This window comes from Marinobacter sp. V032, from assembly GCF_052645435.1.
The window spans coordinates 315,542-328,654 of the sequence record NZ_JBQXYE010000003.1 but is presented as its reverse complement, the minus strand read 5'-3'; the positions used below and the strand labels follow the sequence as shown (position 1 = coordinate 328,654).

The 13,113-nt window shown below is 56.0% G+C and carries 13 protein-coding genes; 3 read left to right on the top strand and 10 right to left on the bottom strand.

Going from position 1 to position 13,113, the window contains the following annotated elements:
- The first annotated feature begins 29 nt into the window (after positions 1-29).
- Positions 30-2,069 (top strand): T6SS phospholipase effector Tle1-like catalytic domain-containing protein, encoded by a 2,040-nt coding sequence (locus ACUN9X_RS15300; protein WP_445473652.1) that lies wholly within the window; start codon positions 30-32, stop codon positions 2,067-2,069.
- Positions 2,066-2,665: a DUF2931 family protein gene (locus ACUN9X_RS15295; protein ID WP_445473651.1), complete on the top strand. Its 600-nt coding sequence runs from the start codon at positions 2,066-2,068 to the stop codon at positions 2,663-2,665. The genes ACUN9X_RS15300 and ACUN9X_RS15295 overlap by 4 nt, the downstream gene beginning before the upstream one ends.
- A 27-nt stretch (positions 2,666-2,692) precedes the next feature.
- Here the strand turns inward: ACUN9X_RS15295 and ACUN9X_RS15290 are convergent, their stop codons facing one another.
- The 10 genes from ACUN9X_RS15290 to ACUN9X_RS15245 all read right to left on the bottom strand — a co-directional run bounded on the left by ACUN9X_RS15290 (position 2,693) and on the right by ACUN9X_RS15245 (position 12,957).
- A complete protein-coding gene (locus tag ACUN9X_RS15290; protein WP_260034529.1) occupies positions 2,693-2,842 on the bottom strand; it encodes a hypothetical protein in 150 nt (49 codons plus the stop codon).
- Between the two features lie 210 nt (positions 2,843-3,052).
- A complete protein-coding gene (cynS, locus tag ACUN9X_RS15285; protein WP_445473650.1) occupies positions 3,053-3,493 on the bottom strand; it encodes a cyanase in 441 nt (146 codons plus the stop codon).
- 238 nt (positions 3,494-3,731) lie between these two features.
- A complete protein-coding gene (locus ACUN9X_RS15280) occupies positions 3,732-4,784 on the bottom strand; it encodes a proline racemase family protein (RefSeq protein WP_445473649.1) in 1,053 nt (350 codons plus the stop codon).
- Positions 4,774-5,880, bottom strand: coding sequence for an alcohol dehydrogenase family protein (locus ACUN9X_RS15275; protein ID WP_260034525.1), 1,107 nt, complete (start codon positions 5,878-5,880; stop codon positions 4,774-4,776). Before ACUN9X_RS15275 ends, ACUN9X_RS15280 begins: the two co-directional genes overlap by 11 nt.
- Positions 5,881-6,198: 318 nt before the next feature.
- Positions 6,199-7,329 carry an AI-2E family transporter gene (locus ACUN9X_RS15270; RefSeq protein WP_445473648.1) on the bottom strand — a complete coding sequence of 377 codons (1,131 nt, stop codon included), beginning with the start codon at positions 7,327-7,329 and terminating at the stop codon, positions 6,199-6,201.
- 92 nt (positions 7,330-7,421) lie between these two features.
- Positions 7,422-8,318 (bottom strand): 3-hydroxyisobutyrate dehydrogenase, encoded by an 897-nt coding sequence (gene mmsB / locus ACUN9X_RS15265; RefSeq protein ID WP_260034523.1) that lies wholly within the window; start codon positions 8,316-8,318, stop codon positions 7,422-7,424.
- A gap of 67 nt (positions 8,319-8,385) precedes the next feature.
- Positions 8,386-9,471 (bottom strand): enoyl-CoA hydratase/isomerase family protein, encoded by a 1,086-nt coding sequence (locus ACUN9X_RS15260; protein ID WP_445473647.1) that lies wholly within the window; start codon positions 9,469-9,471, stop codon positions 8,386-8,388.
- A 21-nt stretch (positions 9,472-9,492) separates the two neighbouring features.
- Positions 9,493-10,272 (bottom strand): enoyl-CoA hydratase, encoded by a 780-nt coding sequence (locus tag ACUN9X_RS15255; protein WP_445473646.1) that lies wholly within the window; start codon positions 10,270-10,272, stop codon positions 9,493-9,495.
- Positions 10,273-10,284: 12 nt separating this feature from the next.
- Positions 10,285-11,451: an acyl-CoA dehydrogenase family protein gene (locus ACUN9X_RS15250; RefSeq protein WP_260034519.1), complete on the bottom strand. Its 1,167-nt coding sequence runs from the start codon at positions 11,449-11,451 to the stop codon at positions 10,285-10,287.
- A 15-nt stretch (positions 11,452-11,466) separates the two neighbouring features.
- Positions 11,467-12,957 carry a CoA-acylating methylmalonate-semialdehyde dehydrogenase gene (locus tag ACUN9X_RS15245; RefSeq protein WP_260034517.1) on the bottom strand — a complete coding sequence of 497 codons (1,491 nt, stop codon included), beginning with the start codon at positions 12,955-12,957 and terminating at the stop codon, positions 11,467-11,469.
- On the opposite strand from ACUN9X_RS15245, the gene ACUN9X_RS15240 reads away from it, so the two are divergent.
- Complete coding sequence (locus ACUN9X_RS15240; protein ID WP_445473645.1) at positions 12,956-13,081, top strand: hypothetical protein; 126 nt, start codon at positions 12,956-12,958, stop codon at positions 13,079-13,081. The two genes, ACUN9X_RS15245 and ACUN9X_RS15240, sit on opposite strands and share 2 nt — an antisense overlap.
- Positions 13,082-13,113 lie beyond the last annotated feature (32 nt).

The following is a 13,113-nucleotide window of genomic DNA, read 5'->3' as shown; positions in this document are numbered from 1 at the left end:
GACGATAACGACGCAAAGGAAATGCGCCCATGCAGATCAAAAAGCCCCGCGACTTGTCGCTTGGGGACCTCCCTCATATTGAGTCCCCTTTCAGCGCTGGCGCGATTGTCAGCCAGCAAACCAACGAACTTACCTCCTCTCTTCGATGGCAACCGACCGACGTGCCCGGCTATGAGCCCAATAGACCGTTGCCGAGGCACCTCGCGCTTCCGATTCTGGTCTCAGAGCTCAGAGCCGGCGAACTGTTCCTGGTGCTCGGCACCGCCGACGGCAAGCCATTCGATCCGGTTATCATCTGGCAAGAAGGCAACGCGCTTCCAGGCCGCTGGGCCCTCACCCGCAAAGTATTCGGCCAGAACCTGGAGCAGTTAGTCGCCCGACTCAATGACTGGCAAATCACACCAGAACAGATCCACACCCTCGGCCCTGGCGGCGTCGGCAGTCTGAGCGCCTCGTCATTCGACTCAGACCTCCGCGCCCGCCAGAATCGTGAACGGGAAAACGCAAAGCAGGCCAACGGCAACAACCTGAAACTCCCTCTTGGCGCAGCCGCAGCAATCGCACCTCTGGCAGCCCAAGCGACCGCCGCGTCCACCAAAGAGGAAAAGCCCAGGAAAGCACTTCACCTCGAAGTAGGCCTGTTTCTGGACGGTACCCTGAACAACGCCGGCAACATTGAGATGTTCAACCAAGAAGTTGAAAAAACCTGCCTTGCCCCGCGCCGTCGAGGCGAAATTGATGATGCTGAGTGTGAGAAACGGCTGGCGTTGATGATGGGTGGGAGTTATGGGAATGCCGAGACAAATATCGTCAAACTTTTTAGTCTTTATAAAGAGGAGAATAGTGGTAATGATCGAGTGCTCGTAAGACGTGCGAGCATTTATAGCCCTGGGGTCGGCACAACTACCGGGCAAAGCGACTCCCTGATTAGTTCCGCTACGGGCTTATGGGGTGCTGGCATACTGAAGCAAGTTCAAAATGCATTTAAAGAAACAACCAGACGCGCTCGATTGATCAACAATGGTGAACGGATACATAGGTTAACCATTGATTTGTTTGGTTTCAGTCGTGGAGCAGCAGCGGCCCGCCACGCTGCATCAGAAATTGGTTTAGGGGAAACTGGATTGCTTGCTCGAGAGTTCCGCGATGCAGGTATTTCATGGCCGAAAGAGGTCGTAATCCGCTTCGTTGGACTGTTCGATACCGTCGCCGGTATCGTCAATATCCTGGAGGGTGATTTTTCGGCATCTAATAACAAAACCACACCCATTGCTCTCTACCTGAATCCCCGCAAAGTGCAGACTGCCATACACCTCACAGCGTCCGACGAGTGCAGAGAAACGTTTTCTCTTAGTAGTTTGCGTAGCGCGGATGGCAGTTTACCGGACAATTTCCGTGAAATTGCCCTACCCGGAGCTCACTCAGATATTGGTGGAGGCTACCCAGAAGTTGATCTGGAACATGTTCAGCTCGCTCGGAAACTTTCTATCTCAGATGGGCGAACGGAGCACCCAAGAAGTACCCTCGAATGGGACAATTTAAAAATGCAGTTGGATAAAGTTATTTCAGAAGGCTGGGTAGGCGAACACTCGATTGAATCAGCAACTGGCGGAACGCCATACATCGGAATCAAAGAAGCCATCAGACACCATCCATCTCCCTATGGAAGGGTCGACCTGAGTCTCGAAATGCGCCGTCAGCTGCGCGGTGAGTACTCTCGTATTGGGTTGAGATTAATGCAGGCTTTAGCTATTCAATCAAAAGTACCGCTCGATGACCCAAGTGAGCTCGAACACCAATCTGCTCTTCCCGATGAACTCAGAGACATTCATCGGATCTTGTCAGAACAAATTGTTGACGAAGGCCTATCAAGCCCAAGTTTAGATACCACGCATATTGCGTTGCTCAAGCAGCGCTATATTCATCACTCAGACAACTTCAATTCAATTGAATTTCTTGCAGGAAAATCTGTATCAGGAATCGAGATGCCTTTCGAACCGCTCATGCCTTTTACTCCATCAGAAAACCGGGCGCGCATAGTGCACCCAAACACACCGGAGGCTTCGTGAAGCGAATTCTATCATTTGGTTGTATTGTTCTTTCAACGTTACTGCTATCTGGGTGCGCCGCCTCCAAGAGCCAAGAAGAAAGTTGGTCTTTTTCTATAGCCGCACCAAAACATTACGAGGTATGGGTTCAACACTTGGAGTTTGAGAAATCCGATGAGCGACACTGGCGAATGCCAATAGGCGGAGTCAGTTGCTGCTGGAAAGGCTCGGAAGGACCCAGAGGTCCTGGAGGGTTGATGACGCCTTGGCCAGACTACATTGGGGTCCAGTGGTACTCTTACGCAGAGCAAAAAATCTACCAGAGGATCTTCTCTGTTCCCAAAGAAATCCGAAAAAAAATGAAGCAACCCGTTGAATACAGAACAAGTAACGGAGCCTTTGAAGCACCAAGAGACATGTTGGTCATTGGCCTAGCTCCGGGGGGCACAATCGTTCTCTGGATCATGAATCAGATTGGGAACGAAGTAGAGGTCGCTCGCCTAAAAGCCAACGAAATCAATCGCGACAAAAGCGGGTTTGAAATTGGAACTGAAAGGTACTTGGAAGAAAACAGCGCCTACCTCGAAAAACACGGCATCCCAACTGAGGGCTGGTAGCAAACTTATCAATGCAGCCGCTGCTCGTTAAATCGATCCGGCTGCTGAAACCAGACCTATCACCAATGCGATCGCAAGGGCCATGCCGGCCAGCTTGGCGCCTTCCAGAATTTCGGCGTCTCGAGGCTCGACTTCCCTGTCTTCTTTAACTGAGGCATAACGGGCGGGCTGCGACATGGGTATCTCCTGATATAAAGCGCTAGCAAATCCTTCAATTGATAATAGTTATCATTTGCATAAACTGCAAGCTATGGAGATGCCGTTTTTAGGGCGAAAGACTTAACGTCGGAAGATGTGAGCAACCAGGTTGCTGAGCACCCTCTCACACAGCGAGAGAGGGGCGACAGGAAGGGTTCTTGCGCTGAAGCAGGGTATTTGCGCTCTCGTTTACCACTGCTTGTAGGGGAGGAATTTACCGTTCATGGTGACCACTACCCGGTCGCCTGCGGGATTCTCTTCCTTGTCGACGGACATAGTGAAGTCAATTGCACTCATGATACCGTCACCAAATTTTTCGTGGATCAGGGTTTTGAGGGTATCGCCATAGACGCCGGTCACTTCGTAGAACCGGTAGAGCAATGGATCCTGCGGCACGGCCCAGTCCCAGCTTTTGTAAGGGCATTCCTGCAGCATGTCCGACACATCCTGATCCAGCCCCAGGAACTCGCAAACGGCATTCGCTTTGTCTTCAGGCATGCCGTTGGCGCCGAGACAACAGGATGTTGTCCATACCGGTGATCTGCCTATTGCCTCTGCAATCGCCTCCCAGGAGGTTCCTTTAAGCGCTTTGGCTTCCAGTATGCGGGCAGTCATCAGTTCTTTATTCATCTCGCTCTCCCTCAATAAGAATAAGTTGTCCAGGGGCAGCACGACGCCATACCCCGGTGCAGTCAAAACCCGCACACGCACTCAATTGGTGCCAGTCCAATCTGCCAGTAGCAGATTGAAAGACGTGCGGAAAGGTTCTGAAGAGGTTGAGCAGGACTCATGCCAGCTTTCAGGCGGGTTTGAGGTTGAGCGAACGTTTCGGAGAGTACGGTCATGCTGACCGCACTCTCCGTTAGATTTAAGGCGACTTGTCGAGCACGCCTTCGAGATCGGTACTGTCAATCAACGGATCATCAAGGTCGACCACTACTTCAGAACGGGCCAGAGTCCAGGCTTTGCCGGTAATATTACTGTGCATCGCCCGATGCCCCGCCACATTGGCCTCTCCCAACACTGTGCCGATGAAGCTGCTGCCGCGGGGAGAAATGGTTTCAATCCACTGACCATCCTTGATCTCGCCACCGTCGTACATCAGCGCAAGGCGAGCGGAGGTGCCGGTGCCGGTCGGACTTCGACAGATGACACCCGGATGAACGTAGGTCGCGGAGCGCGAGCGATAGCCCTCATTGCCAACGGATTCCAGTGGCCCCATCAAGTGGGCGAACGGCAAAGGGCCCACTTCCCCCAATTCAGGATGCTCATGCGTCACGATGGGGCGCGCTGCCGTCACCAGCGCATGACCGAAAGCCGCCAGCGCCGGCATCTCGTCTGCTATCAGTTTGAAACCATGACGCCCCGCATCGACCATCGCAAAGTAGGCGCCACTCCACACCAGATCAAACGTCACCTTGCCGTAGTGCGGCACCTCCACCACTTGATCGCGGGCCGCCACATAGGCGGGTTCGCCCTGTGTGGTGATTGACTCGACCCGCCCGTTCCGGTTCGTAGCCTTGATGTGGGCAAGCCCGGCCGGTGATTCAAGAATCAACGACTGCTCGCCTTCCTCCATCGGCACGATGCCGGTCTGCAATACGGCCGTTGCGGTGCAGATGGTATTGGAGCCGGAGTAAAGCGGGTACCCCATGGCTTCCATGATGATATAGCCCGCCTGGGCCTTGGGGTTGTCCGGCGGCACGATCAGGTCCAGTGACATAAACGGATCGCCGTAGGGCTCCGACAACAGCAACCGGCGGAAACCATCACCGTGTTTCTGGATATAGCGCATTTGCTCCAGCACCGTTCCACCGGGCAAGTGCCCGACACCGCTGGTAATAATGCGGCTTACATCACCCCCGGATTGCATATCGACAAGGCCGATTGAGCGCATGCGCCCATGCTGGCTACTGGGCATAAGGCGCACCTACTTCATCCCACTTGTGATCAGGGACGACTACCAGCTTGCCAATATAGGCTTTCGACATGAACGCGGTCTGAGCGGCATGGAAATCCGACAGTTTGAAGGTGCGATCCAGCAACGGGCGAATCTTGCCGTCCTCGATATATTTCAGCAGCCGGCGAAAAGCCACACGAGTGCCCTGCGACGAACCGTGCAGCTCCAACTGTTTGAGATACATGGTGCGCAGATCCAGCTGGACAACCGGCCCGCCTATGGCGCCTGCCGTGGTGTACCGGCCTTCGGGTTTGAGGATGCGAAGCAGGTCGTTAAACATGGGGCCAGCTACCAGATCGGCCACGACATCAATCGGGTAGCCACCCGCAACGTCTTCCGCCTGCTCTACCAGATCGCCCTCGCCCCGCAAGATAACGCCTTCGGCGCCGATTTCTTTCATCGCGGCTGCTTTTTCCCGCGTGGTTACGGCATAGGGAATGGCCCCACGGGCGCGGGCCAGCTGGATGATGGCAGAGCCGACACCGCCTGAAGCACCGGTAACCAGAACACGCTCCCCGGCATCCAGCCGGGCACGATCGATCATCTGTTCACCGGTCAGGTAAGCGCAGCAGAAAGTTGCAAGCTCGGCGTCGCTCAAATCAGAGGTCGTGGCATAGGCGCTTTCAGAAGGCACAACCGTGTATTCTGCGTAACCACCGTCGCGGCCGTGGCCGATGTAATCAATGTCCGCCAGACTGTTGTCGCCTTCCGGGCGGTTATAGATACTGAAATCTACAATGACACGCTCGCCGATACGGCTGTCCGGTACACTTTCGCCCACCGCGACAATATGACCGACCGTGTCCGTGCCCTGAATGCGGGGAAACTCCAGCGTTGAGCGGCCGCGACGCCAGGTGGATACCGAGTCTGGATCTGTATCACTGCCATAGGCGCCCTCGCGCACCCACACGTCGGTGTTGTTCATGCCACAGGCGCTTACCTCAATCAGCACTTCTCCCTTGCCGGGTTGAGGAACAAACACATCTTCGCTGTACACCAGTTTATCAAGACCGCCATGCCCTACCAGCTGCACGGCCTTCATGGTTTGCGGAATCATTGCGCCCTCCTGTCCGGAACGGATCCGGGTTGCAGTGTGTAAATAACAATGCGTGTCCGAACAGGTTAGGTTATTTTTTGAGCAGAGTCAGTGCAGCCGGCCTGTCAATTAGTACAAGGCACGACACTTTTTGGATGAGGCCCGCAGAGGGCGAAAGTCACTCTACTGTCGCGAAGGCTTCAGCTTTCGCGCAGCACGCAAGGCTGCCGGTGCCGGACACCGGCATTGGCGGGAAATTCAGGCGCCTTTCGGCTCCACCAGAACTGAAGCTTCGGCTGCAGGAGCAGCCGAAGAACCGAGCAGGAATACATCGTCAGGCTATCGCGCGATGACTTTGTATATCGGCTTGAGGCGAGGAATCTGGCGCAGTACCACCTGAATCACTGTCATCAGGGGAACAGCCATCACAACGCCAACCGGGCCCCACAGCCACCCCCAGAAGAAGATCGAAATAAAGATAACGATCGGGTTGATCTGCATGCGGAAGCCATGAATATAGGGCTCCACGAAGAAACCCACCAGCGATGTCAGCGCGAGGTAGCCGATAGGCGCAATCGCCATCATCCATAAGGTATCCAGCGATGTGAGCGACACAACGCCCAGCATCAGCACCGTAAGGATGACGCCCAGGTAGGGAATAAACCGCGCCAGACCTGCAATCAGCCCCCATACAGCAGGCGAAGGCAATCCAAGCGCCCAACACCCGAGCCCTGTAATCAACCCGACCAGCGAGTTGCTGGCGGTGATCACGGCCAGGTACTGGGCAATCTGGTGCTGCGAATCGCCAACCACACTGAGCGCCATGCGCCGATGATGGCGTGGCAACTGACGCACAAAATTCTTGATCAACCGGTCACCACTGACCAGCAGGAAGTAGCTGAGTGCCAATGCCAGCGCCAGCCCACTCACGCCATTACGGGCCTTGGTAAACAGGGTTTGCTGCCAGGAGTTCGATTCCACCACAACCTGCGTCGGCTCATCTTCGGAGAATTCCATCATCTTCTCCTCAACTTTCTTGGCCGACTCCGTCACCTTTTCGATATTGGCGGTAATCTCACTACTACCGGACATCAGGCGTGTCATGCCGTCGGGTATTTTTTCAACCCAGTCCAACATCGGTGTCGCTACAGCCCAACCGACGCCGACCATCCCTGCCAGCATGGCCAAAATAAGCACGAGTGCCGAAACCGCTGGAGGAATACGCCAGTGACTGCGGGCATAGAAAACCGCAGGTGCAAGCAGCAGACTGGCCAGAATCGCTAGTACGATGGGTAATACAATCTGGTGTGCAAGGTAGAAGGTGTACAGAATGCCCAACGCAAACAAGCCGTAAACCGGTGTCTTGAGATTGGCGTAAGCAGAGGGTGCAGTCGATTCGGGGCGATCAGCTTCGGGTTGCTGTTCAGGGGCGGACGGCAATGTCATGTTGTGGTCTCGATTATCAGGCATCCGCACAGTCTATCGAAGCAAACCGCCACTCACCATGACACATGATAATAAATGGCTCCACCAGTCTCGCGATTGGTAGAGCCGGTTCACTTTTACTGGCTTTCGTCGCCCCGGTAAAACCGCTGGATACTTGAAAAATCCAAGCGACCATTGCCTTGCTGGCCATGGAGTGCGTACATGTTTCGGGCGAGCGACCCCATTGGAATCGGTGCGTGATTGCGCACAGCGTTATCAAACGCCAGCCCCAGATCCTTGCTCATCAGGTCAACGAGGAAGCCGCCCTGATAGTCATTCGATGCGGGCACGTTTTCCATAACCCCGGGCCAGGGGTTGTAGACGTTCAGCGCCCAGTTGCCGCCGGAACTCTGGCGCATGATTTCAGACAACACCGAAGGATCCAGGCCATTTTTCGCGCCCAGCGCCAGCGCTTCACATGTGCCGTTCATCAGGATCGCCAGCAGCATGTTATTGCATAGCTTGGCAACCTGCCCCGCACCGCTGGGACCCGCCAGGAAGATGTTTTTCCCCATGCATTCCAGCACCGGTTTGGCTTGCTCAAACACTGCGTCTTCGCCGCCGCAGATAAAGGTCAGGGTGCCGGCTTTTGCCCCGCCGACGCCGCCTGATACAGGCGCATCCATGAACCGGATACCCTTCTGTGCAGCAACTTCAGCCACACCTCGCGCAGTTTCTGGCGCGATAGTGGACGAATCGATCACCAGCGTATTTTCAGGCAGACGGGCCAGCAGCCCTTCGTCGCCAAGGTAAACCGCTTCCACATGCTTCCCGGCAGGCAGCATGGTGATGACGCACTCCGCGCCTTCGACTGCTTCGGCTGCCGAGCCGGCTGCACTGGCGCCGGCATCTGTTGCCACTTTGATCGCGGCTTCCGACAGATCAAATACGGTCACATCATGGCCGGACTTGATCAGGTTGAGTACCATCGGCCCGCCCATATTGCCGAGCCCGATAAAAGTAATTGCTGACATTTGGCTGTTCCTTTTGTTGTTGTGTATCGGCCGTTTTATATCGGCTACTGTCTATCGATGGATGCGTTCAGGCGTGATCGAAAAAACCGTCGATCCAGTTCTGATCCATGCCTTCCAGCGAGGAATAACGCCAACGTGGCTGTTTGTCTTTATCAATCAGCAGCGCACGTACACCTTCCGCAAATTCGCCTTTCTCGAGGCAGCGGATTGACAACTTCAGCTCCTTTTCAAATACCTGAGCCAAACTGTCATGACGGGTTTCCTGTAGCTGTCGCTCGAAAATCGCCATGGACGTCGGGGAGCCTGCACTCACGACCTTGGCCGCCTTCTGGAAGAGCGGTTCGTCGCCATCGTAAGCAGCAATCCGGGCCGCAATTTCGCTTAGTGTATTGGCATCCGTCAGTCGGTTGATGTCATCCAGCAGACGCCGCAGTTCAGATTCAGGTCGAACGCGCGCAGACTCCTGCTCAAATTCGCGCAACACATCACTGACGGCGAGATGGGCGCGATCAGCCAGCATCTCTGAGCGCTGCAAGCTATCCAGCACCTGTGCCTTGTGATCATGGGCAATCACCCGATCCGCAAACCCGGCAAAACAGGCGTCAGCCGCATTCATATGGGCACCGGTCAGGCCAAGGAACAAACCGGAACGCCCCGGCATCCGGTTCAGAAACCAGCTGGCGCCAACATCCGGATACAAGCCGATGGTAACTTCGGGCATCGCGACCCTGGAGTTTTCAGTTACGACGCGATAGGACGCGCCCGCCAGCAAACCGACACCGCCGCCCATCACAATACCGTTGCCCCAGACAATGATCGGCTTGGTATAGGTATGGATCTGGTAATCCAGTTCGTATTCCTCGGTGAAAAAAGCCACGCCCTCATCGGACTGGCGATGATCACTGTGTTCGGTCATGGAGCGGTAGAGCGCAACGATATCTCCACCGGCACAGAAAGCCTTCTCTCCCGCGCCTTCAAGCCAAACCGCAGCGATATCCGGGCGGTTTTCCCACTGGTTCAGCTTTTCATGCAGCGCCCGGATCATGGCCAGCGAGATGGAATTCAATGCTTTCGGCTGGTTCAGTCGTGCCAGACCGATGACCTTGCCACCGCTGGCCTGCAACTCTTCAAATTCAATCGACTGATCGTTCATGGTGTCTCCTGCCTGCGGCATTTATCGGTTCTTCCATTCCGGTGTGCGTTTGTCCAGAAACGCATTGACGCCTTCGCGCTGGTCTTCGGTGGAGAACAGCTCGATGAACAACTCGCGCTCCATGCGCCAACCGTCGGACTGGGACCGGCCTTCACGAGCGCTCATAATCAGTGTTTTGCTGCGCGCGATCGACGACGGACTCTGCTTACAAGCGCCTTCTGCCAGTTTCAGCGCACTCTCGAGCGACTGTCCGGTCGGCACGACTTCTTCCACCAGCCCGATTGCCAGGGCTTTGTTAGCCTTCACGCGCTCGCCGCACAGAATCATCCGTTTGGCCCAGCCTTCGCCAACCAGCAGGGGCAGGTTCTGGGTGCCGCCGGCACATGGCAGCAGGCCAACGCCGGCTTCCGGCAGCGCCATCTGCGCCTGCTCTTCAGCAATCCGGAGATCACAGGCCAGTGCGCACTCAAGCCCGCCGCCCATGGCATAGCCGTTGATAGCCGCAATTGAAACACCACGGAACCGGGTCAGGGTCGCGAACGCCTTGCCAAAGGCCTGCGCCATGCGGTTGGCCCGGTCAATGTCGCCATCGGCAAAGGATTTGAGATCGGCACCGGCCGAGAAGAATTTCTCCCCCTGCCCGGTGACGACCAGCGCGAACACATCGCGATCCGTGTTCAGGGATTCGATGGTTTCGGTCAGTGCCGCCAACGACTCCTCAGTCCAGGTGTTGGCCGGCGGATTGTTAATGGTCAGCACGGCGATGTGGCCGCGTTTTTCCAGCTGAATCATGTCACTCATTCAATGACTCCCTTATCGGATAGCTTCAACCACGCCCGTGTCCAATGCTCGACGGGCAATGATCAAACGCATAATTTCGTTGGTGCCTTCCAGAATCTGATGAACACGCAAATCCCGAACATAACGTTCAAGTGGGTATTCGCGGATATAGCCATAGCCCCCGTGCAACTGCAGGGCTTCGTTGCAGACATCAAAACAGGCATCGGTCGCGAAACGCTTGGCCATGGCGCAATGAAGCGTCGCTTCCGGATCGGCTTGATCCAGCTTCCAGGCCCCCAAACGGACCATCTGCCGCGCCGCAACGAGATGCGTCACCATATCCGCCAGCCGGAACTGCAACGCCTGGAAGGTGGCCAGCGGCGCCCCGAACTGGGAGCGCTCCTGCAGATAATCCCGGGACCGCTGCAATGCAGCCTGAGCGCCACCGAGCGAGCAGGTCGCGATATTCAGACGACCGCCGTCCAGGCCTTTCATGGCAATACGGAAGCCTTCGCCTTCGTCACCAAGACGATTCATCGCGGGCACTTCAACATTGTCGAAACTGATCTGGCGGGTGGGCTGGCTGTGCCATCCCATCTTGTCTTCTGATTTACCGTAGTGAATGCCATCGGAATCCGCAGGCACAACAAAGGCCGAGATACCTTTGGCTCCGCTGCCCTGCTCGCCCGTGCGTGCCATAACCACCAGCATCTGGGTGGCGCCACCGCCGGATATGAACACCTTGGAGCCGGTCAACCGGTAGACATCACCATCGCGAACCGCTTTGGTTTGCAGGTTGGCCGCGTCCGATCCCGCGCCGGGCTCCGTCAGGCAATAAGACGCGAGCCATTCGCCGCTGGCCATGCGCGGCGCAATGTCATTCTGCACGGTCTCGTTGCCGAACTTGGCCACCATCCAGGTGGCCATGTTGTGAATGGTGATGTACGCCGCTGTTGACGGGCAGGCCGCTGCCAGCTCTTCAACAATGACCGACGTATCCAGCCGTGACAGGCCCATGCCACCCTGGGCTTCAGGCGTGTAGATGCCACAAAACCCCAGCTGGCCCGCCTCGCGGATCACATCAACCGGAAAGGTATGGTCGATATCCCAGTCCGCAGCGTGGGGCGCCATTGCCTTCTCAGCGAAGGCTTTGGCGGCATCCCGGTAGGCGATCTGGTCTTCGTTAAGTTCGAAATCCATCGCTCTTACCTGCTGTTACTGCATTTTGATCGAAAAGTTGGGTCCGTCCACCGCTTCGCTCGAGAACCAGCGTGCGGTGATGGTTTTGGTTTCGGTGTAGAACTTCACCGCCTGTTTGCCGTAGGCATGCTGGTCGCCGTAGAACGATCCTTTCCAGCCGGTGAACGAGAAGAACGGCAGCGGCACAGGAATCGGAATATTGATCCCGACCTGCCCTACTTCGATTTCGTGCTGATAACGACGCGCCGCACCGCCGGAGCTGGTGAAGATTGAGGTGCCATTGCCGTATGGGCTGTCGTTGACCAGGCTGATCGCCTCTTCAAGGCTGCCAACTTCCATGCAGTTCAGCACCGGCCCGAAGATTTCTTCCTTGTAGATGCTCATTTCCGGCTTCACACCGGCAAACAGCGTTGGGCCAACCCAGTTGCCGTCTGGCAGGCCATCAACCTGACAGTTACGGCCATCCAGCAACAGACGGGCACCTTCCGCTTCACCCTGGCTGATCAACTGCTCCACACGCTCTTTCGCTTTCGGGCTGATGACCGGGCCGTAGCTGGCGCCCGCATCGTCCCAGGCTCCGGGGCGCACTTTGGCAAGGGCTTCCTTCACTTCAGGAATCCACTCTTGTGCAGCACCCACAAACACCGCCACCGAAATCGCCATGCAACGCTGGCCCGCAGCGCCGACAGACGCGCCGACCAAGGCATTGACCACTTGCTGCTTGTCAGCGTCCGGCATGATAACCATGTGGTTTTTGGCACCGGCAAAGCTCTGGACCCGTTTCATGTTGCGGGTACCGGTTTCGTAGATATAACGACCGACAGGTACGGAGCCGACAAATGACACGGCCTTGATCGCCGGGTCCGTCAGCAGTGTGTCTACCTGAGCCTTGGCGCCGTGCACCACCTGGAGTACGCCTTTAGGCGCGCCGGCTTGTTCAAACAGCTCCGCCAGTCGCGTCGGCGTCAGTGGATCCTGCTCGGACGGTTTCAGGATAAAGGTGTTACCGCTGGCGATGGCCATTGGGAACATCCACAGCGGAATCATTGCAGGGAAGTTGAAAGGCGTAATACCGGCGCACACACCCAGAGGCTGGGTAAACGAGTAGGTATCAATTTCGCGGGCAACATTCTCTACGGTTTCGCCCATCATCATGGATGGAATATTAGCCGCGTGCTCGACCACTTCGATACCGCGCCAGACGTCGCCTTTCGCGTCTTCGAAGGTTTTACCGGTTTCCTGGGATAGGATTTCGGCAATCTCGTCGTGATGTTCCTTGAGAAGTGCCTGGTAACGCATCATCAGACGGGCCCGCTCGGATACCGGAACCTCACGCCATGCCTTGAACGCTTCACCGGCATTCTTGATCGCCAGCTGCATCTCATCATCTGTGGCACAAGGCACCTGCGCGATCACCTCGTTGGTAGCCGGATTGGTAACGTCAATCCATTCCTGCGTGGTGCTCTGGCGGAATTCACCTTCAATAAAAAGTGGCACTTTCTTCATGATCCAACCCCTGATTGTTTTTGTCGATGGCAATGGTGGGCTGGCCCGGACAAGCCTGTGCAAGGCACCGGATCAGCCTGAACTTTCACTGATGCTAGCACAGGAATTCGCCACCAAAGATTGACTAAATTTCGCTCGTGATGGACTATTTTTAGA

Coding starts and splice junctions, on each gene's coding strand:
- ACUN9X_RS15300 (WP_445473652.1), top strand. CDS start 30: ATGCAGATCAAAAAGCCCCGCGACTTGTCGCTTGGGGACCTCCCTCAT.
- ACUN9X_RS15290 (WP_260034529.1), bottom strand. CDS start 2,842: ATGTCGCAGCCCGCCCGTTATGCCTCAGTTAAAGAAGACAGGGAAGTC.
- cynS (WP_445473650.1), bottom strand. CDS start 3,493: ATGAATAAAGAACTGATGACTGCCCGCATACTGGAAGCCAAAGCGCTT.
- ACUN9X_RS15280 (WP_445473649.1), bottom strand. CDS start 4,784: ATGCCCAGTAGCCAGCATGGGCGCATGCGCTCAATCGGCCTTGTCGAT.
- ACUN9X_RS15275 (WP_260034525.1), bottom strand. CDS start 5,880: ATGATTCCGCAAACCATGAAGGCCGTGCAGCTGGTAGGGCATGGCGGT.
- ACUN9X_RS15270 (WP_445473648.1), bottom strand. CDS start 7,329: ATGCCTGATAATCGAGACCACAACATGACATTGCCGTCCGCCCCTGAA.
- mmsB (WP_260034523.1), bottom strand. CDS start 8,318: ATGTCAGCAATTACTTTTATCGGGCTCGGCAATATGGGCGGGCCGATG.
- ACUN9X_RS15260 (WP_445473647.1), bottom strand. CDS start 9,471: ATGAACGATCAGTCGATTGAATTTGAAGAGTTGCAGGCCAGCGGTGGC.
- ACUN9X_RS15255 (WP_445473646.1), bottom strand. CDS start 10,272: ATGAGTGACATGATTCAGCTGGAAAAACGCGGCCACATCGCCGTGCTG.
- ACUN9X_RS15250 (WP_260034519.1), bottom strand. CDS start 11,451: ATGGATTTCGAACTTAACGAAGACCAGATCGCCTACCGGGATGCCGCC.
- ACUN9X_RS15240 (WP_445473645.1), top strand. CDS start 12,956: ATGATCCAACCCCTGATTGTTTTTGTCGATGGCAATGGTGGGCTGGCC.
- ACUN9X_RS15245 (WP_260034517.1), bottom strand. CDS start 12,957: ATGAAGAAAGTGCCACTTTTTATTGAAGGTGAATTCCGCCAGAGCACC.